The sequence below is a fragment of the Streptomyces sp. NPDC054847 genome (assembly GCF_053610925.1).
Genome location: NZ_JBSGZJ010000079.1, coordinates 1 through 20364, shown reverse-complemented (window position 1 = coordinate 20364; position 20364 = coordinate 1). Strand labels below are relative to the sequence as shown.

At 70.4% G+C, this 20364-nt stretch carries 20 protein-coding genes; 11 read left to right on the top strand and 9 right to left on the bottom strand.

Features of this window, described 5'->3' with window-relative positions; all coding sequences use genetic code 11:
• Nucleotides 1–22: 22 nt before the first annotated feature.
• Genes pgl through tkt form a run of 5 tightly spaced genes read right to left on the bottom strand, consistent with a single transcriptional unit; the run spans nt 23 to nt 6611 of the window.
• On the bottom strand, nt 23–808 hold the full coding sequence (gene pgl, locus ACWGH4_RS11870; RefSeq protein WP_453458911.1) for a 6-phosphogluconolactonase: 786 nt from the start codon (nt 806–808) through the stop codon (nt 23–25).
• Nucleotides 805–1836 (bottom strand): glucose-6-phosphate dehydrogenase assembly protein OpcA, encoded by a 1032-nt coding sequence (opcA, locus tag ACWGH4_RS11865; protein ID WP_441264428.1) that lies wholly within the window; start codon nt 1834–1836, stop codon nt 805–807. The genes pgl and opcA overlap by 4 nt, the downstream gene beginning before the upstream one ends.
• On the bottom strand, nt 1833–3356 hold the full coding sequence (gene zwf / locus ACWGH4_RS11860) for a glucose-6-phosphate dehydrogenase (RefSeq protein ID WP_453458914.1): 1524 nt from the start codon (nt 3354–3356) through the stop codon (nt 1833–1835). The genes opcA and zwf overlap by 4 nt, the downstream gene beginning before the upstream one ends.
• Nucleotides 3357–3370: 14 nt before the next feature.
• Nucleotides 3371–4489 carry a transaldolase gene (gene tal / locus ACWGH4_RS11855; RefSeq protein ID WP_453458908.1) on the bottom strand — a complete coding sequence of 373 codons (1119 nt, stop codon included), beginning with the start codon at nt 4487–4489 and terminating at the stop codon, nt 3371–3373.
• Between the two features lie 34 nt (nt 4490–4523).
• Complete coding sequence (gene tkt, locus ACWGH4_RS11850; RefSeq protein WP_453458905.1) at nt 4524–6611, bottom strand: transketolase; 2088 nt, start codon at nt 6609–6611, stop codon at nt 4524–4526.
• Nucleotides 6612–6951: 340 nt separating this feature from the next.
• On the opposite strand from tkt, the gene ACWGH4_RS11845 reads away from it, so the two are divergent.
• The 3 genes from ACWGH4_RS11845 (at nt 6952) to ACWGH4_RS11835 (ending at nt 9499) form a co-directional block, all read left to right on the top strand.
• Entirely contained in the window at nt 6952–7905 is a 954-nt protein-coding gene (locus ACWGH4_RS11845; RefSeq protein ID WP_453458903.1) for a heme o synthase, read from the top strand.
• Nucleotides 7906–7987: 82 nt separating this feature from the next.
• Nucleotides 7988–8344 (top strand): hypothetical protein, encoded by a 357-nt coding sequence (locus tag ACWGH4_RS11840; protein WP_441264430.1) that lies wholly within the window; start codon nt 7988–7990, stop codon nt 8342–8344.
• Between the two features lie 66 nt (nt 8345–8410).
• Nucleotides 8411–9499: an amidohydrolase family protein gene (locus ACWGH4_RS11835; RefSeq protein WP_453458900.1), complete on the top strand. Its 1089-nt coding sequence runs from the start codon at nt 8411–8413 to the stop codon at nt 9497–9499.
• A gap of 31 nt (nt 9500–9530) precedes the next feature.
• Here the strand turns inward: ACWGH4_RS11835 and ACWGH4_RS11830 are convergent, their stop codons facing one another.
• The 4 genes from ACWGH4_RS11830 to ACWGH4_RS11815 are packed head-to-tail and all read right to left on the bottom strand — an operon-like array spanning nt 9531 to nt 13473.
• Complete coding sequence (locus ACWGH4_RS11830) at nt 9531–10523, bottom strand: COX15/CtaA family protein (RefSeq protein WP_453458898.1); 993 nt, start codon at nt 10521–10523, stop codon at nt 9531–9533.
• A gap of 4 nt (nt 10524–10527) precedes the next feature.
• Nucleotides 10528–11706 (bottom strand): hypothetical protein, encoded by a 1179-nt coding sequence (locus tag ACWGH4_RS11825; protein ID WP_453458894.1) that lies wholly within the window; start codon nt 11704–11706, stop codon nt 10528–10530.
• 58 nt (nt 11707–11764) lie between these two features.
• Nucleotides 11765–12550, bottom strand: a complete 786-nt coding sequence (locus ACWGH4_RS11820) for an ABC transporter permease (protein ID WP_453458891.1) — start codon at nt 12548–12550, stop codon at nt 11765–11767.
• Nucleotides 12547–13473, bottom strand: a complete 927-nt coding sequence (locus tag ACWGH4_RS11815) for an ABC transporter ATP-binding protein (protein ID WP_453458887.1) — start codon at nt 13471–13473, stop codon at nt 12547–12549. Before ACWGH4_RS11815 ends, ACWGH4_RS11820 begins: the two co-directional genes overlap by 4 nt.
• A gap of 216 nt (nt 13474–13689) precedes the next feature.
• Between ACWGH4_RS11815 and ACWGH4_RS11810 the strand changes: the two genes are divergently transcribed.
• The 8 genes from ACWGH4_RS11810 (at nt 13690) to ACWGH4_RS11775 (ending at nt 20315) form a co-directional block, all read left to right on the top strand.
• Nucleotides 13690–14472 (top strand): helix-turn-helix transcriptional regulator, encoded by a 783-nt coding sequence (locus ACWGH4_RS11810; protein WP_453458884.1) that lies wholly within the window; start codon nt 13690–13692, stop codon nt 14470–14472.
• On the top strand, nt 14469–15890 hold the full coding sequence (gene sufB, locus ACWGH4_RS11805; RefSeq protein ID WP_005319002.1) for a Fe-S cluster assembly protein SufB: 1422 nt from the start codon (nt 14469–14471) through the stop codon (nt 15888–15890). The genes ACWGH4_RS11810 and sufB overlap by 4 nt, the downstream gene beginning before the upstream one ends.
• A gap of 62 nt (nt 15891–15952) precedes the next feature.
• Complete coding sequence (gene sufD / locus ACWGH4_RS11800; protein ID WP_441264437.1) at nt 15953–17149, top strand: Fe-S cluster assembly protein SufD; 1197 nt, start codon at nt 15953–15955, stop codon at nt 17147–17149.
• Nucleotides 17149–17466 (top strand): non-heme iron oxygenase ferredoxin subunit, encoded by a 318-nt coding sequence (locus ACWGH4_RS11795; RefSeq protein WP_005319006.1) that lies wholly within the window; start codon nt 17149–17151, stop codon nt 17464–17466. The genes sufD and ACWGH4_RS11795 overlap by 1 nt, the downstream gene beginning before the upstream one ends.
• A gap of 7 nt (nt 17467–17473) precedes the next feature.
• The gene (gene sufC, locus ACWGH4_RS11790) at nt 17474–18241 is read left to right on the top strand and encodes a Fe-S cluster assembly ATPase SufC (protein ID WP_159693145.1); all 768 of its coding nucleotides are present in this window, start codon (nt 17474–17476) and stop codon (nt 18239–18241) included.
• Nucleotides 18238–19494, top strand: a complete 1257-nt coding sequence (locus ACWGH4_RS11785) for a cysteine desulfurase (RefSeq protein WP_159693147.1) — start codon at nt 18238–18240, stop codon at nt 19492–19494. The genes sufC and ACWGH4_RS11785 overlap by 4 nt, the downstream gene beginning before the upstream one ends.
• A 12-nt stretch (nt 19495–19506) precedes the next feature.
• Complete coding sequence (sufU, locus tag ACWGH4_RS11780; RefSeq protein ID WP_005319012.1) at nt 19507–19980, top strand: Fe-S cluster assembly sulfur transfer protein SufU; 474 nt, start codon at nt 19507–19509, stop codon at nt 19978–19980.
• On the top strand, nt 19977–20315 hold the full coding sequence (locus tag ACWGH4_RS11775; RefSeq protein ID WP_441264439.1) for a metal-sulfur cluster assembly factor: 339 nt from the start codon (nt 19977–19979) through the stop codon (nt 20313–20315). The genes sufU and ACWGH4_RS11775 overlap by 4 nt, the downstream gene beginning before the upstream one ends.
• The last annotated feature ends 49 nt before the right edge of the window (nt 20316–20364 follow it).

The window sequence follows — 20364 nt, the reverse complement described above, 5'->3', positions numbered from 1 at the left end:
GGCCGGGCCTCGGCCGCATCGATCAGGCGGAAGCCGGGCGGTACAGCTCGCGCGGCAGCTCGGACGCCGCCGCCGCGTCCAGCAGCCACAGCGTCCGCGCCCGCCCGTACGCTCCCGCCGCCGGCGCCTGGATCTCGCCCGCGCCGGACAGCGCGATCTCCGCCGCCTTCGCCTTGTCCTCGCCCGCCGCGAGCAGCCACACCTCACGTGCCGCGCGGATCGCCGGAAGCGTGAGCGAGATGCGGGTCGGCGGCGGCTTGGGCGCACCGTGGACCCCGACGACCGTGCGTTCCGTCTCGCGGACCGCCGGGAGTTCGGGGAACAGGGACGCCACATGCGTGTCGGGTCCGACGCCCAGCATCAGGACGTCGAACGTCGGCACCGGACCGTGGTCCTCGGGGCGCGCCGCCGCGGCGAGTTCCGCCGCGTAGGCGGCGGCCGCCGCGTCCACGTCGGAGCCGTACGGGCCGTCCGACGCGGGCATGGCGTGCACCCGCGACGGGTCCAGCGGTACGGCGTCGAGCAGCGCCTCACGTGCCTGCGTGACATTGCGCTCCGGGTCGTTCGACGGCAGGAACCGCTCGTCGCCCCACCACAGATCGAGCCGCGACCAGTCGATGGCGTCCCTGGCCGGGGACGAACTGAGCGCGGTCAGCAGCCCGTTGCCGTTGCGGCCGCCGGTGAGGACCACGGACGCCGAGCCGCGCGCGGCCTGTGCGTCCACGATCTTCGTGATCAGCCGGGCCGCGGCCGCCTGTGCCATCAGCTCCTTGTCGCGGTGCACGACGAGCTGCGGAGCGGCGGTCATTGGGCTGCCGCCTTCTTCGCGGAGGCGGCCTTCTTGGCCGCCGGCGCCGCCTTCTTCCCGGCCGGGGCCGGGTCCGGTGCGGACTCCGCCGCGGCCGGCGTGGCCGCGCCGAGGCGCTCCACCCCGTACCGGAGCGCCGAGGAGTAGGTGTCGTCCGGGTCGAGCCGGCGCAGTTCCTCCGCGATCAGCTCGGCCGTCTCGCGCCGCTTCAGCGCCACCGCACGGTCCGGCTGGCCCTCGATGGACAGCGTGGCGAGCGACCCGTCCGGCCGGTCCAGCACGATCGGTCCGCAGTCGGACTCCAGCCGTACGGAGGTGAGGCCGGGCCCGGCCGACGAGGACCGCTTCACCGGGACGTCGAGCCGGTCCGCGAGCCACATCGCGAGCAGCTCGCAGCTCGGGTTGAACTCCTCGCCCTCCACCTCGACGGAGGTGACCTTGCAGGTGACCTGGTCCAGCGCCGCCGCGAGCATCGAGCGCCACGGCGTGATCCGGGTCCAGGACAGGTCGGTGTCGCCGGGGGTGTAGGCCTCCGCGCGGGCCGCGAGCTCACGCACCGGCTGCTCGGCGGCGTAGGTGTCGGTCACCCGGCGCTGGGCGAGCGAGCCCAGCGGGTCGTTGGCCGGGTCGGTCGGCGCGTTGACCGGCCACCAGACGACGACGGGGGCGTCCGGCAGCAGCAGCGGCAGCACCACGGACTGGGCGTGGTCGACGACCTCGCCGTACAGGCGCAGCACGACCGTCTCGCCGGTGCCCGCGTCCGCGCCCACCCGCACCTCGGCGTCGAGCCTGGCCTTCGCACGGTCACGCGGGGAGCGTGAGACCCGCTTGATGACCACGAGGGTGCGCGAAGGGTGCTCGCGGGACGCCTCGTTGGCGGCCTTCAGTGCGTCGTAGGCGTTCTCCTCATCGGTCACGATGACCAGGGTGAGGACCATGCCGACGGCCGGGGTGCCGATCGCTCGGCGGCCCTGCACCAGCGCCTTGTTGATCTTGCTGGCCGTGGTGTCCGTAAGGTCGATCTTCATGGCCGACGCCAGCTCCGTCCGTCTCGTGCGAGCATTTCGTCCGCCTCGTCCGGGCCCCAGGTGCCGGCCGTGTACTCGGCCGGCTTGCCGTTCGCGTCCCAGAACTGCTCGATCGGGTCGAGGATCTTCCAGGACAGCTCGACCTCCTCCACCCGCGGGAAGAGGTTGGAGTCGCCGAGCAGCACGTCGAGGATGAGGCGCTCGTAGGCCTCGGGGCTGGACTCGGTGAACGACTCGCCGTACGCGAAGTCCATCGAGACGTCCCGGACCTCCATCGAGGTGCCCGGCACCTTGGAGCCGAACCGCATGGTCACGCCCTCGTCCGGCTGGACCCGGATGACCAGGGCGTTGTGCCCGAGCTCCTCGGTCGCCGTGGAGTCGAAGGGGGAGTGCGGGGCGCGCTGGAAGACGACCGCGATCTCGGTGACGCGCCGGCCGAGCCGCTTGCCGGTGCGCAGATAGAAGGGGACGCCCGCCCACCTGCGGTTGTCGATCTCCAGCTTGATCGCGGCGTAGGTGTCGGTCTTCGACCTGGGGTCGATACCGTCTTCCTGGAGGTAGCCGACGGCCTTCTCGCCGCCCTGCCAGCCCGCGGTGTACTGCGCGCGGACCGTGTTCTCCGCCAGGTCCTTGGGGAGCTTCACCGCGCCGAGGACCTTGGTCTTCTCCGCCGCGAGGGCGTCGGCGTCGAAGGAGGCGGGCTCCTCCATCGCGGTCAGCGCCAGCAGCTGGAGGAGATGGTTCTGGATCACGTCACGGGCGGCGCCGATGCCGTCGTAGTAGCCGGCCCGGCCGCCGATGCCGATGTCCTCGGCCATCGTGATCTGCACATGGTCGACGTACGACCGGTTCCAGATCGGCTCGAAGAGCGTGTTGGCGAACCGCAGCGCCAGGATGTTCTGAACGGTCTCCTTGCCCAGGTAGTGGTCGATGCGGAAGACCTCGTTCGGCGGGAAGACCTCGTGCACCACCTGGTTGAGCTCCTTGGCGGAGACCAGGTCGTGACCGAACGGCTTCTCGATGACCGCGCGCCGCCAGGAACCTTCCTTCTGGTCCGCCAGCCCGTGCTTCTTCAGCTGCTGGACGACCTTGGGGAAGAACTTCGGCGGCACGGAGAGGTAGAACGCGAAGTTGCCACCGGTGCCCTGCACCTTGTCGAGATCCTCGATGGTGGACTTGAGCTGCTCGAACGCGTCGTCGTCGTCGAAGGTGCCCTGGACGAACCGCATCCCCTGGATGAGCTGCTGCCAGACCTCCTCACGGAACGGCGTGCGCGCGTGCTCCTCGACCGCGTCGTGGACCTCCTGCGCGAAGTCCTCGTGGGCCCACTCGCGCCGGGCGAAGCCGATGAGCGAGAAGCCCGGCGGCAGCAGCCCCCGGTTCGCGAGGTCGTAGACGGCTGGCATCAGCTTCTTGCGCGAAAGGTCGCCCGTGACGCCGAAGATGACCAGGCCCGACGGCCCCGCGATACGCGGGAGCCGTCGGTCTGCAGCATCACGGAGCGGGTTGGCTCCGCCAATACCGGACAAGTCGCTCAGTCCTCCGAGGGTGCGAGGCGCTTGAGCTCGGCCTCGGTCGACTTGAGCAGGTCGGTCCAGGACGCCTCGAACTTCTCGACGCCCTCGTCCTCGAGCTGCTGGACGACCTCGTCGTAGGAGATCCCGAGCTTCTCCACGGCCTCGAGCTCCGCGCGGGCCTGCTCGTAGGTGCCACGGACGGTGTCGCCGGTGATCTGCCCGTGGTCGCCGGTCGCGATCAGCGTGGCTTCCGGCATGGTGTTCACGGTGCCGGGGGCGACCAGCTCGTCCACGTACAGGGTGTCCTTGTACGCCTTGTCCTTGACGCCGGTCGAGGCCCACAGCGGGCGCTGCTTGTTGGCCTGCGCCTTGTCGAGCGCGGCCCAGCGGTCGGAGGAGAAGACCTCCTCGTACGCCTCGTAGGCGAGCCGGGCGTTGGCCAGGGCCGCCTTGCCGCGGGCCTCCTTGGCCTCGGGGGTGCCCAGCGCGTCCAGCCGCTTGTCGATCTCGGTGTCCACGCGGGACACGAAGAACGAGGCCACCGAGCGGATCTTGGACAGGTCCAGGCCTGCGGCCTTCGCCTTCTCCAGACCGGCCAGGTAGGCGTCCATGACCTCGCGGTAGCGCTCCAGCGAGAAGATCAGCGTGACGTTGACGCTGATGCCGAGGCCGATGACCTCGGTGATCGCCGGCAGGCCCGCCTTGGTCGCCGGGATCTTGATGAAGGTGTTCGGACGGTCCACCAGCCAGGCGAGCTGCTTGGCCTCCGCGATGGTCGCCTTGGTGCTGTGCGCGAGACGCGGGTCGACCTCGATGGAGACCCGGCCGTCCTGGCCGCCCGTCGAGTCGAACACCGGGCGCAGCACGTCGGCGGCGTCACGGACGTCCGCCGTCGTGATCATGCGGATGGCTTCCTCGACGGTCACCTTGCGGGCCGCGAGGTCCTCCAGCTGCTGGTCGTAGCCGTGGCCTTCCGAAATCGCCTTCTGGAAGATCGACGGGTTGGTCGTGACACCCACGACGTGCTGCTGGTCGATCAGCTCGGCGAGGTTGCCGGAGGTGATCCGGGTGCGGGACAGGTCGTCCAGCCAGATCGCGACGCCTTCGTCGGAGAGGCGCTTGAGTGCGTCTGTCATGAGAGTTGCATCTCCTACTTGTCGTGTACCGGCGTCAGCGCGCGGCGGCTTCGATCGATTCCCGCGCTGCGGCGGCCACGGCCTCGGCGGTGAAACCGAACTCACGGAAGAGGACCTTGCCGTCCGCGGAAGCGCCGAAGTGCTCCAGCGAGACGATGCGTCCGGCGTCACCGACGTAACGGTGCCACGTGAGACCGATGCCGGCCTCGACCGCGACTCGCGCCTTGAGCGACGGGGGAAGCACCGAGTCCCGGTACCCCTGGTCCTGCTCCTCGAACCACTCGACCGAGGGCATCGAGACCACGCGGGCCGGGATGCCGGCCGCCTGAAGCTGCTCGCGGGCGCCGACGGCCAGCTGGACCTCGGAGCCGGTGCCGATCAGCACGACCTGGGCTTCGCCGCCCTCGGCCTCGAAGAGCACGTAGCCGCCCTTGGCCGCGTCCTCGTTGCACTCGTAGGTCGGCACACCCTGGCGGGTCAGCGCGAGGCCGTGCGGGGCGCCCTTGCCGAACTCCTTGGTGTACCGCTTGAGGATCTCGCGCCAGGCGATCGCGGTCTCGTTGGCGTCGGCCGGGCGCACGATGTTCAGGCCCGGGATGGCGCGCAGCGAGGCCAGGTGCTCCACCGGCTGGTGGGTCGGGCCGTCCTCGCCGAGGCCGATCGAGTCGTGCGTCCACACGTAGGTGACCGGCAGGTGCATCAGGGCGGAGAGCCGCACGGCGTTGCGCATGTAGTCGGAGAACACCAGGAAGGTGCCGCCGTAGACGCGGGTGTTGCCGTGCAGCGCGATGCCGTTCATGACCGCGGCCATCGCGTGCTCGCGGATGCCGAAGTGGATCGTCCGGCCGTACGGGTCGGCCTCCGGCAGCGGGTTGCCCGCGGGGAGGAACGACGACGTCTTGTCGATCGTGGTGTTGTTCGAGCCGGCCAGGTCGGCGGAGCCGCCCCACAGCTCGGGCACGACGGCGCCGAGCGCCTGGAGGACCTTGCCGGACGCGGCGCGGGTGGCGACACCCTTGCCGGTCTCGAACTCCGGCAGCGCGTCCTCCCAGCCCTCGGGAAGCTCGCCCGAGCGGATCCGGTCGAACTCGGCGGCGCGCTCCGGGTTGGCCGTACGCCATGCGGCGAACGTCTTCTCCCACTCGCCACGGGCCTCACGGCCGCGGTCGAGAGCGCCACGGGTGTGCCCGAGGACCTCGTCGGAGACCTCGAAGCTCTGCTCCGGGTCGAATCCCAGGACGCGCTTGGTGGCCGCGACCTCCTCGGCGCCCAGCGCCGAGCCGTGCGCGGCCTCGGTGTTCTGGGCGTGCGGGGCGGGCCAGGCGATGATCGAGCGGGCCGCGATGAACGACGGGCGCTCGGTCTCGGCCTGCGCGGCCTTCAGGGCGTTGTACAGGCCGACCGGGTCGAGGTCGCCGTTCTCCAGCTGCTGGACGCGCTGGACGTGCCAGCCGTACGCCTCGTAGCGCTGGAGGGTGTCCTCGGAGACGGCCGTCTCCGTGTCGCCCTCGATCGAGATGTGGTTGTCGTCCCACAGCAGGACCAGATTGCCGAGCTTCTGGTGGCCGGCCAGCGAGGAGGCCTCCGCCGAGATGCCCTCCTGGAGGCAGCCGTCACCGGCGATGCACCAGACCGTGTGGTCGAAGGGGGACGTGCCCGGCTCGGCGTCCGGGTCGAACAGGCCGCGCTCGTAGCGGGCGGCCATGGCCATGCCCACGGCGTTGGCGACACCCTGGCCGAGCGGCCCTGTCGTCGTCTCGACGCCCGTGGTGTGGCCGTACTCCGGGTGGCCGGGGGTCTTCGAGCCCCAGGTGCGGAACGCCTTCAGATCGTCCAGCTCCAGGCCGTAGCCCGCCAGGTAGAGCTGGATGTAGAGCGTCAGCGACGAATGTCCGGCGGACAGGACGAACCGGTCACGGCCGGTCCAGTCGGCGTCCGCGGGGTCGTGCCGCATCAGCTTCTGGAAGAGCACGTACGCGGCGGGGGCCAGGCTCATGGCCGTACCCGGATGGCCGTTGCCGACCTTCTGTACGGAATCCATGGCCAGGACGCGGACGGTGTCGACTGCCCGCTGGTCCAACGCGGTCCACTCGAGGTCTGTGGTGGTCGGCTTGGTGCTCACCCTGAGTCAGGGCTCCTCTCCACATGTCGAATCCCGGTGACAGAGGCGTGTACCGGGCGCTGTCGAGCCTACCCTCGCAGCAACGCGCTCCTTTTCGGTCACGCGTCTTTCCAATTGGACACTGCCAGGGTGCGGGCGCCGGGTGTTCCCCGCCTGTCGGCGATGTATACGCCCGGCGTCGGGCCGGCGCTCAACACGAGTCGACCCCCGCGAAGATCGGCGTACGGGCAGCGTCTAGAGTGGCGTGGTACGCGCAAGTCTTACCGGGTCTTCACTGCACCCACGGCCCTTCGGGCGTGGGAGGCACTCCCAGGGACTTGCTGGGATTTCTCTGTCAGGGGTGTGCGTGACGGCCGTCGAGTCCCGACCCGCGGGGGTCGTCCTGGCTACCGGCCCGGGGGGCCATCGGCCGTTCGGGGCCCGCGCCAAGGCGTTCGTGGCACTGACCAAGCCGCGGATCATCGAGCTGCTGCTGATCACCACCGTTCCGGTGATGTTCCTCGCCGAGCAGGGCGTTCCCGACCTGTGGCTCGTGCTCGCCACGTGCCTGGGCGGGTACCTCTCCGCCGGCGGCGCCAACGCGCTCAACATGTACATCGACCGCGACATCGACGCCTTGATGGACCGCACCTCGCAGCGGCCGCTCGTCACCGGCATGGTGTCGCCGCGCGAGGGCCTCGTCTTCGGTCTGACCCTCGCCGTGGTCTCCACGGTCTGGTTCGGGCTGCTGGTCAACTGGCTGTCGGCCGCGCTGTCGCTCGGCGCACTGCTCTTCTACGTCGTCGTCTACACGATGATCCTGAAGCGCCGCACCGCGCAGAACATCGTCTGGGGCGGCATCGCCGGCTGCATGCCGGTCCTGATCGGCTGGTCCTCCGTCACCAACTCGATGTCCTGGGCCGCCGTCATCCTGTTCCTCGTCATCTTCTTCTGGACGCCGCCGCACTACTGGCCGCTCTCGATGAAGGTGAAGGACGACTATGCGAGGGTCGGCGTGCCGATGCTCCCGGTCGTCGCGGGCAACAGGGTCGTCGCCCGGCAGATCGTCCTCTACAGCTGGGTCATGGTCGCCGTCTCGCTGCTGCTGACCCCCCTCGGCTACACCGGCTGGTTCTACACGGCGGTCGCGCTGGTCTCCGGCGGCTGGTGGCTGTGGGAGGCGCACGCGCTGCAGAGCAGGGCCAAGGCGGGCGAGACGGGCGGCAAGCTCAAGGAGATGCGCCTCTTCCACTGGTCCATCACCTATGTGTCGCTGCTGTTCGTGGCCGTCGCGGTGGACCCCTTCCTGCGCTGACGGCAGCCGCCGCCCGCAAGGTGGCCGAGGCCACTCGGTTCTGCCGTCGCCAGTCGATCTACCCCCGAGTAGCATGCGGTTCATGGCAGAAACCAAGGTTGAAGAGACCGCTTCCTCGCCGGCCGCCGACGCCCGCGCCGAGCGCAGGGCCGCGAAGCTCGCCAAGCAGATCAAGGCCTTCGCCGGCGCGCACGGCGGCGCCGAGGGCCAGCTCGCCTACATCGGCCAGATGGGCACCCGGATCGTGCTCGTCGGCGAGGACGGCGCCTGGGGCGACCTCGTGGCGCCGAACCACACCGTCGCCGTCAGCGCCGCGGAGAAGTCCGGTATCACGCTCCACGAGTCCTTCGACGGCGACTTCGCCGCGAAGGTCCGCACCGGCCCGTACGAGTGGAGCCGCATGGCTGGCATCCAGGTCGGCGGCCCTTCCAACGCCTGACCAACACCTCACGCGGTGCTCACCCGTTAGGACTGTGGAAGCACGGTCCTAGACAGGGAGCTCCCGATGATCGACGCCGCGTCCTCTGTGCGTCTGGTCGACCAGTACTGCCACGGGGTGCTCCGCACGGAACTGGGCCTCGGCACCTTCGAGAGGTACCTGGGCCCCGCCGCCGGGGCCCCGCCGGCCTCCGGCACCACCTTCTTCGACACCCAGACCGGTTTCGCGGTCCGGCGCTGGTGCCCGCCGCTCCTGGGGCTCGAACCGCACTGCCCGCCCGCCCACTACCTGGCCCGCCGCCGCGAGCTCGGAGTGGTCGAGGCGGGCAGACGCCTTCTGCGGGGCACCGGCATCGCCACCTACCTCGTGGACACCGGCCTGCCCGGGGACCTCGCGGGCCCCGCGGAACTCGCCGCGGCCGGGGCGGCCCAGGCACGCGAGATCGTCCGCCTCGAACTGCTCGCTGAGCAGGTCGCGGACACCTCCGGAACCGTCGAATCCTTCCTCGCGAACCTCGCGGAGGCCGTCCACGGGGCGGCCGGCTCGGCCGTCGCCTTCACCACCGTCGCCGCCGGGCGGCTGGCGGACCGGCCGGAGCCACCGGGGCCCGGCGAGGTGCGCGGAGCGGCCGGCCGCTGGCTCGCCGGCCGCCGGGTGGGCGACCCGGTCACCGATCCGGTCCTGATGAGGCACCTGCTGTGGGCCGCCCTCGCCACCGGTCTGCCGCTGCAACTGCACATCGGCGTACAGGACCCGATGCCGCTCGGAGGGTTCGCCGCGGCGACGGCCGGCCTCGGCACGGACCTGGTGCTGCTGCACGGCTACCCGCACCACCGCAGCGCCGCGCACCTGGCCGGCGCGTACCCGCACGTCTACGCCGACCTCGGCCCCGCGCTCGTGCAGACCGGGGCGAGGGCGGCGGCGGTCCTGGCGGAGATCCTCGAACTCGCCCCCTTCGGCAAGCTCCTGTTCTCCAGCGGCGCACGGGGCCTGCCGGAGCTTCATGTCGTCGGGGCGCGGTCCTTCCGCGACGCGCTCGGCCGGGTGCTCGGCGGCTGGGTCGCGGACGGCGCGTGGTCGCGGGGCGACGCGGAGCGGGTGGCGACGATGCTGGCGGCGGGGAACGCGGGGCGGGTGTACGGTCTGCCCGCCTGACGCCGTGCCTGCCCGCGCCGGCGGAGGCGCGTCAGGCCGAGGTCAGAGCGTCCGCGTCCCGCGGCGTCGTGGTCGGCAGCGGCAGCGCCTCCCGCTCCCGCAGGCTCAGCGCCAGCCTCAGCACCGCGATCCACATCAGCGAGGAGCCGAGCATGTGCGCGCCGACCAGCAGCTCGGGCACCCCGGTGAAGTACTGGACGTAGCCGAGCACGCCCTGAAGCAGCACCACCAGCAGCAGGTCACGCGCCCGGGCGCGGGTGTCGTCGGGGGCGTCGACCACGCGCAGGACGAGCCACATCGCGACGGCCAGCGCACACACCACCCACGCGGCGATCGCGTGGATGTGCGCGGCGGCGGCCCAGTCCCACGGCATCCGCGGGACGTCGCTGCTGTCGCCCGCGTGCTTGCCGGAGCCGGTCACCGTGGTGCCGAGGGTGATCAGCACCGCGGAGACCGCCACGATCGCCCAGGACAGCTTGCGGACCGGCCGCGGGACCCGCGGCCGAGGCGCGCCGTCGCCTTCATACGTGCGCACCCAGGTCACGGTCGCGACCGTGAGCAGCGCGTTGGCCAGCAGGAAGTGGCCGGCCACGGACCACGGGTTGAGGCCCGCCCACACCGTGACCCCGCCGATGACGGCGTTCCCCATGACGATCCAGAACTGGGCCCAGGCCAGCCTGGTCAGACCGCGCCGCCGGGGCTTCACGGCGCGCACCGCGATGATCGCCCAGCCGACGGCCGCCGAAAGGACGTACGTCAGCATCCGGTTGCCGAACTCGATCGCGCCGTGGAGGCCCTGCTCGGGTGTGGCGAAGAGGCTGTCGTCCGTGCACTTGGGCCAGGTGTCGCAGCCGAGGCCGGAGCCGGTGAGCCGTACGGCGCCGCCGGTGACGATGATGACGACGGTCATCACGATGGCTGAGAGCGCGGCGCGCCGCAGGATTTTGGGCGACGGTGTCCAGCGCTGGGCGATATAGGCGAGGGGGGTCTGCACGGCCCCTATCGTAAGCGGGCCCTTGTGCACGGTTTCACGAGGGGTCCGCGGAGGACACGGGGGAGGGGGACGGCGGGGGCGTCGACGCTCCCGCCGACGGCTTCCCGGGCGCCGGCGCGGAGGCCGTGCGGAAGCGGGAGCCGTCGAGGTGGTCCTCCTCGTCCCACCACAGTGCGAAACGCCACGGAGTGGGCTCCGGCGGCATGTCGGGCGAGTGGAGGAAGGCGTCCGTCAGTTCGGCGGCCACCGCCTCGGCGGTGCAGTCGGTCACCGCGTCCATGCCACGCCAGGGGTGCGCCAGCGGCTCCCAGGAACCGTCGGCCCGGCGCACGTCGAACCGCCAAACGGCCCGCCACGAGTTGGCGCGCAGGATCCGGTCCACCTCGGCGCGCTCCAGTCCGAGGCCCTGCGCGACCGCTTCCGGCGCCACGCCGTCGATCCGCGCGGACAGGACCGCGAGGGGCAGCAGGCGCCGCGGCAGCAGTTCGCGTTTGTGCAGCTGGGTGAGGCCGCCTTCGAAGGGGCAGCGGCGCAGGCGGCGTTCGAGCTGGTCGCCGAGGTGCTCGAGCATCGCGGCGTGGGCGCGCTCCGCCGGGTCGGGCGGCTGCCAGAGCGCCTGGAACTCCCGTTCCGCCCGTACGGCCCATTCGGCCGCGTCCACCGGCCTGCCGAGCTCCTCCAGCCGGTCGCCGAGGAAGACGTGCGCCTGGGCGAGACCTTCCCGGTTGACCGGGTCGGAGAGATCGAGCCGCTCCCACACGGCGATCGCCCGGTGCGTGGACTCCACCGCGGCGAGTCCGGCCAGGCGGTCCTCGGCGCACGGCTGTTCGCCGTGCGGCCGGAAGGCGTAGCGGGGCAGGCCCATCTCGTCGCTGAGCGGCTCGGCGAGGTACACCGACTGGCTGATCAGCGCCCGCGCGTACCAGCGGGCGTGCTCGTCGTCGTGCCGGGCGGGCTCCGCGCAGTGCCGGACGGCCTTCTCGACGGCGCTCAGCGCGTCGGTGCGCCGGCCGGTGTCGAAGTGGTGCCGGGCCAGGTCCCCGTACCGCAGGCTCAGCCGTGCGGAGAGGGCCGGGTCGCCCTCCGCGTGCTGGGCGAGGGCGGAGATCAGATCGGTGAGCATCCGCATCCGCGTCCCGGGCGAGGACGCGGGCCTGCCGGTCCTGACCTTCGCCCACTCCGCGTCCAGCCGCAGCGCGGCAGCTCGCTCCATCCAGGCCTCCCACCGTGCGCTCCGTGCGGGTCTCGGCAGGGTCGTCCCGGCGCGCGTGTCACTCCCAGCGGAAGGTCCGGGCGGCCGCGCCCAGTCCGAGCACCGCCCAGAGGGCGAGGATGCCCAGATTGCCCCACGGCATGCCCGCTCCGTGCCCGAGGACGTCACGAAGTCCGTCGGAGAGCGCGGAGATGGGCAGAAGTCCCAGCACGGAGGCGACGCCGTCGGGGAACCTGTCCAGCGGCACGATCACCCCGCCGCCGACGAGCAGCAGCAGGAAGACGAGGTTGGCGGCAGCGAGGGTGACCTCGGCCTTGAGCGTGCCGGCCATGAGCAGGCCGAGGCCGGAGAAGGCGGCGGTGCCGAGGACGAGCAGCAGCACTGCGGCGAGCGGACTGCCCTGCGGCGACCAGCCGAGCGCGAACGCGATGACGGTCAGCAGGACCACCTGGAGGATCTCCGTGACGAGCACGGAGAGCGTCTTGGCGGTCATCAGGGCCCAGCGGGGGATCGGTGAGGCGCCGAGCCGCTTGAGCACCCCGTAGCGGCGCTCGAACCCGGTGGCGATGGCCTGGCCGGTGAAGGCGGTGGACATCACGGCCAGCGCGAGGACACCGGGGGCGAGGAAGTCGACCGCCCGTCCCTCCCCGCCGTTCGTCTCCGTCGGCACAGAGACGATGTCGACGGTGGAGAACAGCACGAGCAGCAGCGACGGGATGACGACGGTGAGCAGCAGCTGCTCACCGTTGCGCAGCAGCATCTTCGTCTCGAAGGCGGCCTGCGAGACGATCATGCGGCCCAGTGGTGCGGCGCCCGGCGCCGGTGTGTACGTGCCGGCGCTCATCCGCGCAGCTCCTTGCCCGTCAGCTCGAGGAAGACGTCCTCGAGGGTGTGCCGCTCCACCGAGATGCCGTGCGGCAGTACGCCGTGCTGGGCACACCAGGAGGTGACCGTCGCCAGGAGCTGCGGATCGACCTCGCCGGTGATCCGGTACTCGCCCGGTGTGAGCTCCGCGGCCGCCGAGCCGTCCGGGAGCGCCTTCAGCAGGGAGCCGACGTCGAGGCCCGGACGCCCGGTGAAGCGCAGGGTGTTCTCCGCGCCGCCGCGGCACAGCTCCTCCGCGCTGCCCTGGGCGACCACCCGGCCGGCGTCGATGATCGCGATGTGGCCGGCGAGTTCCTCGGCCTCGTCCATGAAGTGCGTGGTCAGCACGGTGGTGACACCGTCCGCGCGCAGTTCGCGGACGAGCTCCCAGGTGGCGCGCCGGGCCTGGGGGTCGAGGCCGGCGGTGGGCTCGTCGAGGAAGACGAGCTCGGGGCGGCCGACGACGGCCATGGCCAGCGCGAGGCGCTGCTGCTGGCCGCCGGAGAGCCGCCGGTACGTCGTGCGCCCGCAGCTGCCGAGGCCGAGGCGTTCGATCAGGGCTTCCACGTCCAGGGGGCGGGCGTGCAGGGAGGCCATGTGGCGGAGCATCTCGCCGGCTCGGGCGCCGGAGTAGACACCGCCCGACTGGAGCATCACACCTATGCGGGGCCGCAGTCGCGCGGCGTCGGCGACCGGGTCGAGGCCGAGGACCCGCACGGTGCCGGCGTCGGCGCGGCGGTAGCCCTCGCAGGTCTCGATCGTGGTGGTCTTGCCGGCCCCGTTGGGCCCGAGGACGGCGGTCACGGAGCCGGGTGCGACATCGAGGTCCAGGCCGTCCACGGCGGCCTTGGGTCCGTACCGCTTGACCAGGCCCCGGATCCGGACGGCAGGCTCGCTCAGCATGCCGGGAAGTCTAGGCGGGCGTCCGGGGCGACCGGCCCGCGGGTCCCGGGGGGCAGGTCCGGGTGGGGGCGCGGCCCAGGGGGCCTCACCAGGGCTTCAGTCCTCCGGTTGATCATTTCCGCAGGTCAGCTTAGGTATGCCTAAGTGATGTACGGCACCGGGTGATGATCGGGACGCCGCTTGTCACTCTCTGAAGAATTACGCAACAATGGCGTTGTGAAAAACCTCGGCGACGCTCCTCAGGAGGAACTCGCGACCGGTGAGCGCTCCACGCGCAACCGCGTCGCGCGCTCCATCCTGGACCACGGACCGTCCACCGTGGCCGATCTCGCAGGGCGTCTGGGTCTGACCCAGGCGGCCGTCCGCCGGCACCTCGACTCCCTCGTCTCCGAGAACGTCGTGGAGGCGCGCGAACAGCGTGTCTACGGCGCCCGCACCCGCGGCAGGCCCGCCAAGGTGTTCGCCCTGACGGACTGCGGCCGGGACGCCTTCGACCAGTCGTACGACACGCTGGCCGTGGACGCCCTGAGGTGGATCGAGGAGAACGCCGGAGGCGAGGCTGCCGTCGCCGCCTTCGCCCGGGACCGGATCGAGGCGCAGGCCGTGGCCTACCGCGCGGCCGTCGAGGCCGCGGCGCCCGAGGAGCGTACGGAAGCGCTCGCGAAGGCCCTGAGCGCCGACGGGTACGCTGCTACGGCCCGCAGCGCGCCGGTCGGAGAGCAGCTCTGCCAGCACCACTGCCCGGTCGCCCACGCGGCCGAGAAGTACCCGCAGCTGTGCGAGGCGGAGACCGAGGTCTTCTCGCGACTGCTCGGGACACACGTACAGCGGCTCGCCACCATCGCCCACGGCGACGGCGTCTGCACCACGTTCATCCCGCGCGGTGCGCCCCAGGGCGGCACCTCGCCGCCACCGGGCGACCCGCCTGGCGACAGCACCACACAGACCCGCACCACACCATCAGCTTCTGCAAGCACGGCCGGGAGGAACCCCGCATGACTCTCCCCACGGAGACTGCCCACCCCGAACTCGAGGGCCTGGGTAAGTACGAATTCGGCTGGGCCGACTCCGACGCGGCGGGTGCCGCGGCCAAGCGCGGTCTCTCCGAGGACGTCGTCCGCGACATCTCCGCGAAGAAGAACGAGCCGGAGTGGATGCTGAAGCTGCGGCTGAAGGGTCTGCGCCTCTTCGACAAGAAGCCGATGCCCAGCTGGGGCTCCGACCTCTCCGGCATCGACTTCGACAACATCAAGTACTTCGTGCGCTCCACCGAGGCCCAGGCCGCCTCGTGGGAGGAGCTGCCCGAGGACATCAAGAACACCTACGACAAGCTCGGCATCCCGGAGGCGGAGAAGCAGCGCCTTGTCGCCGGTGTCGCCGCGCAGTACGAGTCGGAGGTCGTCTACCACCAGATCCGTGAGGACCTGGAGGAGCAGGGCGTCATCTTCCTCGACACGGACACCGCGCTGAAGGAGCACCCGGAGCTCTTCCAGGAGTACTTCGGCACCGTCATCCCGGTCGGCGACAACAAGTTCGCGTCGCTGAACACGGCCGTGTGGTCCGGCGGGTCGTTCATCTACGTCCCCAAGGGCGTCCACGTGGACATCCCGCTGCAGGCCTACTTCCGTATCAACACGGAGAACATGGGCCAGTTCGAGCGGACGCTGATCATCGTCGACGAGGACGCCTACGTCCACTACGTCGAGGGCTGCACCGCGCCGATCTACTCCTCGGACTCGCTGCACAGCGCCGTGGTCGAGATCATCGTCAAGAAGGGCGGCCGCTGCCGCTACACGACCATCCAGAACTGGTCGAACAACGTCTACAACCTGGTCACCAAGCGCGCCGTGGCGTACGAGGGCGCGACCATGGAGTGGGTCGACGGCAACATCGGCTCCAAGGTGACCATGAAGTACCCGGCCGTCTACCTGATGGGCGAGCACGCCAAGGGCGAGACCCTGTCCATCGCCTTCGCCGGCGAGGGCCAGCACCAGGACGCCGGCGCCAAGATGGTCCACATGGCCCCGAACACCTCGTCCAACATCGTCTCCAAGTCGGTGGCGCGAGGCGGCGGCCGTACGTCCTACCGCGGTCTGATCGAGATCGGCGAGGGCGCGCCGGGCGCGAAGTCCAACGTGCTCTGCGACGCTCTGCTGGTCGACACGATCTCGCGCTCGGACACCTACCCGTACGTCGACGTCCGCGAGGACGACGTCTCCATGGGACACGAGGCGACCGTCTCCAAGGTCTCGGAGGACCAGCTCTTCTACCTGATGAGCCGCGGTATGACGGAGTTCGAGGCGATGGCGATGATCGTGCGCGGCTTCGTCGAGCCGATCGCCAAGGAACTCCCCATGGAGTACGCGCTGGAGCTCAACCGGCTGATCGAGCTGCAGATGGAGGGCTCGGTGGGCTGACGCCCTCCGGGACCGCAAGCAGCGACTGACTTCTGACGTAGGAAGAGAGCAAGACGACAGCCATGGCTGAGGCTCAGAACATCCCGGTGGGCTCCACCACCGCCGGCTCGATCGCGGTGGCCGCCGAGTCGACCGTCGCCACCCGTATGAGTGCGCCCCCGTCCTTCGACGTGGCGGACTTCCCGGTCCCGCACGGCCGTGAGGAGGAGTGGCGGTTCACGCCGCTGGAGCGCCTCGCCGGTCTGCACGACGGCACCGCCGCCGCGACCGGCACCGGGATCAAGGTCGACATCGAGGCCCCCGAGGGCGTCACCGTCGAGACCGTCGGCCGTGACGACGCGCGGCTCGGCAAGGCCGGCACCCCGGTGGACCGGGTCGCCGCCCAGGCGTACTCCTCCTTCGAGCAGGCCACGGTCGTGACCGTGCCGAAGGAGACCCAGCTCGCCGAGCCGATCCGCATCGCGGTGCACGGAGAGGGCGGCACGGCCTTCGGCCACCAGGTCGTCGAGCTCGGCGCCTTCGCGGAGGCGGTCGTGGTCATCGACCACACCGGCGACGCCGTGCTCGCGGCGAACGTCGACTACATCCTGGGCGACGGCGCCAAGCTGACCGTCGTCCTGGTCCAGGACTGGGACGACAAGGCCGTCCACATCGCCCAGCACAACGCGCTGGTCGGCCGGGACGCCTCCTTCAAGTCGGTCGTGGTCACCTTCGGCGGCGACGTCGTGCGGCTCCACCCGCGGGTCTCCTACGCCGGCACCGGCGGTGAGGCCGAGCTCTTCGGTCTGTACTTCACCGACAAGGGCCAGCACCAGGAGCACCGCCTCCTCGTCGACCACAACATGCCGCACTGCAAGTCCAACGCCGTCTACAAGGGCGCGCTGCAGGGCGACGACGCGCACGCGGTGTGGATCGGCGACGTGCTCATCCGCGCCGTGGCCGAGGGCACCGACACCTACGAGATGAACCGCAACCTGGTCCTCACGGACGGCGCGAGGGTCGACTCGGTGCCGAACCTCGAGATCGAGACCGGCGAGATCGCCGGCGCCGGTCACGCGTCGGCCACCGGCCGCTTCGACGACGAGCAGCTGTTCTACCTGATGGCCCGCGGCATCCCGGAGGCCGAGGCCCGGCGCCTCGTCGTCCGCGGCTTCTTCGCCGAGCTGGTTCAGCAGATCGGTCTGCCGGACGTCGAGGAGCGCCTGCTCGCCAAGATCGACGCCGAGCTGGAGGCGTCGGTTCTGGAGGCGTCCGCCTGATGGCCTTCGTCAAAGCCTGTGCGCTGAGCGAGCTGGAGGAGGACACCCCGAAGCGGGTGGAACTCGACGGCACGCCGGTGTCCGTGGTGCGCACGGAGGGCGAGGTGTTCGCCATCCACGACATCTGCTCGCACGCCAACGTCTCCCTCTCGGAGGGCGAGGTGGAGGACTGCCAGATCGAGTGCTGGCTGCACGGCAGCGCCTTCGACCTCCGTACCGGCAAGCCGTCGGGCCTTCCCGCGACGCGCCCCGTCCCCGTATACCCCGTCAAGATCGAAGGGGACGATGTGCTCGTCTCCGTCACCCAGGAGTCCTGAGTCACCCATGGCAACGCTTGAAATCCGCGACCTGCACGTTTCCGTCGAGGCCGACAACGCCACGAAGGAGATCCTCAAGGGCGTCGACCTGACCGTGAAGCAGGGCGAGACCCACGCCATCATGGGCCCCAACGGCTCCGGCAAGTCGACCCTCGCCTACTCGCTGGCCGGTCACCCCAAGTACACGATCACCAGCGGCACCGTCACCCTGGACGGCGAGGACGTCCTGGAGATGTCCGTCGACGAGCGCGCCCGCGCCGGCGTCTTCCTCGCCATGCAGTACCCGGTCGAGATCCCCGGCGTCTCGGTCTCCAACTTCCTGCGTACCTCCGCCACCGCCATCCGCGGCGAGGCCCCCAAGCTGCGTACCTGGGTGAAGGAGGTCAAGGAGGCCATGGAGCGCCTCAACATGGACCCCGCCTTCGCCGAGCGCAACGTCAACGAGGGCTTCTCCGGCGGTGAGAAGAAGCGCCACGAGATCCTCCAGCTCGAGCTGCTCAAGCCGAAGATCGCGGTCCTCGACGAGACCGACTCCGGCCTGGACGTCGACGCGCTGCGGATCGTCTCCGAGGGCGTCAACCGCGTCCGCGAGAGCGGCGAGGTCGGCACCCTGCTGATCACGCACTACACGCGCATCCTGCGCTACATCAAGCCCGACCACGTGCACGTCTTCGCGAACGGCCGGATCGTCGAGTCGGGCGGCCCGGAGCTCGCCGACAAGCTGGAGAACGAGGGCTACGAGGCATACACCACCAAGGGAGGCGTCACCGCGTGATCACACTGCCGGGCCTCCTGGACACAGAGGCGATCCGTAAGGACTTCCCGATCCTCGATCGGGTGCTCCACGACGGCAAGAAGCTCGTCTACCTGGACAACGCGGCGACCTCGCAGACGCCGCGCCAGGTGATCGACGTACTCAGCGAGTACTACGAGCAGCACAACGCCAACGTCCACCGCGGCGTGCACGTGCTCGCCGAGGAGGCCACGGCGCTGTACGAGGGCGCCCGCGACAAGGTCGCCGCCTTCATCAACGCGCCGAGCCGTGACGAGGTGATCTTCACCAAGAACGCCTCGGAGTCGCTCAACCTCGTCGCCAACATGCTGGGCTGGGCCGACGAGCCCTACCGCGTGGACAGCGACACCGAGGTCGTCATCACGGAGATGGAGCACCACTCCAACATCGTCCCGTGGCAGCTGCTGTCGCAGCGCACGGGCGCGAAGCTGAAGTGGTTCGGCCTCACCGACGACGGCAGGCTCGACCTGTCGAACATCGAAGAGGTCATCACCGAGAAGACGAAGATCGTCTCCTTCACGCTGGTCTCCAACATCATGGGCACGGTCAACCCGGTCGAGGCGATCGTCCGCCGGGCGCAGGACGTCGGCGCGCTGGTGCTGATCGACGCCTCGCAGGCCGCGCCGCACATGGTGCTGGACGTGCAGGCGCTTCAGGCCGACTTCGTGGCCTTCACCGGCCACAAGATGTGCGGCCCGACCGGTATCGGTGTGCTGTGGGGCCGGCAGGAGCTCCTGGAGGACCTGCCGCCGTTCCTGGGCGGTGGCGAGATGATCGAGACCGTCTCGATGCACTCGTCCACCTACGCTCCGGCGCCGCACAAGTTCGAGGCGGGTACGCCCCCGATCGCCCAGGCCGTCGGCCTCGGCGCGGCCGTGGACTACCTGAGCTCGATCGGCATGGACAAGATCGCCCAGCACGAGCACGCGCTCACCGAGTACGCGGTGAAGCGGCTGCTGGAGGTCCCCGACCTGCGGATCATCGGCCCCGCCACGGCCGAGGACCGCGGCGCGGCGATCTCCTTCACGCTCGGTGACATCCACCCGCACGACGTGGGCCAGGTCCTCGACGAGCAGGGCATCGCGGTGCGCGTGGGTCACCACTGCGCGCGTCCCGTCTGCCTCCGGTACGGAATTCCTGCGACCACGCGGGCGTCGTTCTATCTGTACTCCACGCCGGCAGAGGTCGATGCTCTGGTCGACGGCCTGGAGCACGTCCGTAACTTCTTCGGGTAGAGGCGGCGACTTGTGAAGCTGGATTCGATGTACCAGGACGTCATCCTGGACCACTACAAGCACCCCCACGGGCGGGGCTTGCGGGACGGGGACGCCGAGGTGCACCACGTCAACCCGACGTGCGGCGACGAGATCACCCTCCGTGTGAAGTACGACGGATCGCGTATCGAGGACGTGTCCTACGAGGGCCAGGGCTGTTCCATCAGCCAGGCCAGCGCCTCCGTCCTGAACGAACTTCTGGTCGGCAAGGAGCTCGCGGAGGCGCAGAAGATCCAGGGCACCTTCCTGGAGCTGATGCAGTCCAAGGGGCAGATCGAGCCGGACGACGCGATGGAGGAGGTGCTGGAGGACGCGGTCGCGTTCGCCGGCGTCTCCAAGTACCCCGCCCGTGTGAAGTGCGCGCTGCTGAGCTGGATGGCGTGGAAGGACGCGACGGCCCAGGCGATGGGCGAAGACCGCGACAAGGCTGCGAGGAAGACCGCATGAGCGACAACGAGACCACCCTCACGAAGCCGGCGTCCGAGGAGGAGGTCCGCGAGGCGCTGTACGACGTCGTCGACCCCGAGCTGGGCATCGACGTCGTCAACCTGGGCCTCATCTACGGCATCCACATCGACGACTCCAACATCGCGACGCTGGACATGACGCTGACGTCGGCGGCCTGTCCGCTGACCGACGTGATCGAGGACCAGGCGAAGGCCGCGACCGACGGCATCGTCAACGAGCTGAAGATCAACTGGGTCTGGATGCCGCCGTGGGGCCCCGACAAGATCACGGACGACGGCCGTGAGCAGCTCCGGGCGCTCGGGTTCAACGTCTGACTCTTTCCGGCAACGGACCGCGACGGCCATGCCCGCCAGGCACACTGGC

Bases quoted from the DNA above. Each gene is read 5' to 3' on its own strand.
- pgl (WP_453458911.1), bottom strand. From the start codon at position 808: ATGACCGCCGCTCCGCAGCTCGTCGTGCACCGCGACAAGGAGCTGATG.
- opcA (WP_441264428.1), bottom strand. From the start codon at position 1,836: ATGAAGATCGACCTTACGGACACCACGGCCAGCAAGATCAACAAGGCG.
- tal (WP_453458908.1), bottom strand. From the start codon at position 4,489: ATGACAGACGCACTCAAGCGCCTCTCCGACGAAGGCGTCGCGATCTGG.
- ACWGH4_RS11840 (WP_441264430.1), top strand. From the start codon at position 7,988: ATGGCAGAAACCAAGGTTGAAGAGACCGCTTCCTCGCCGGCCGCCGAC.
- ACWGH4_RS11835 (WP_453458900.1), top strand. From the start codon at position 8,411: ATGATCGACGCCGCGTCCTCTGTGCGTCTGGTCGACCAGTACTGCCAC.
- ACWGH4_RS11825 (WP_453458894.1), bottom strand. From the start codon at position 11,706: ATGGAGCGAGCTGCCGCGCTGCGGCTGGACGCGGAGTGGGCGAAGGTC.
- ACWGH4_RS11820 (WP_453458891.1), bottom strand. From the start codon at position 12,550: ATGAGCGCCGGCACGTACACACCGGCGCCGGGCGCCGCACCACTGGGC.
- ACWGH4_RS11815 (WP_453458887.1), bottom strand. From the start codon at position 13,473: ATGCTGAGCGAGCCTGCCGTCCGGATCCGGGGCCTGGTCAAGCGGTAC.
- sufB (WP_005319002.1), top strand. From the start codon at position 14,469: ATGACTCTCCCCACGGAGACTGCCCACCCCGAACTCGAGGGCCTGGGT.
- sufD (WP_441264437.1), top strand. From the start codon at position 15,953: ATGGCTGAGGCTCAGAACATCCCGGTGGGCTCCACCACCGCCGGCTCG.
- ACWGH4_RS11795 (WP_005319006.1), top strand. From the start codon at position 17,149: ATGGCCTTCGTCAAAGCCTGTGCGCTGAGCGAGCTGGAGGAGGACACC.
- sufC (WP_159693145.1), top strand. From the start codon at position 17,474: ATGGCAACGCTTGAAATCCGCGACCTGCACGTTTCCGTCGAGGCCGAC.
- ACWGH4_RS11775 (WP_441264439.1), top strand. From the start codon at position 19,977: ATGAGCGACAACGAGACCACCCTCACGAAGCCGGCGTCCGAGGAGGAG.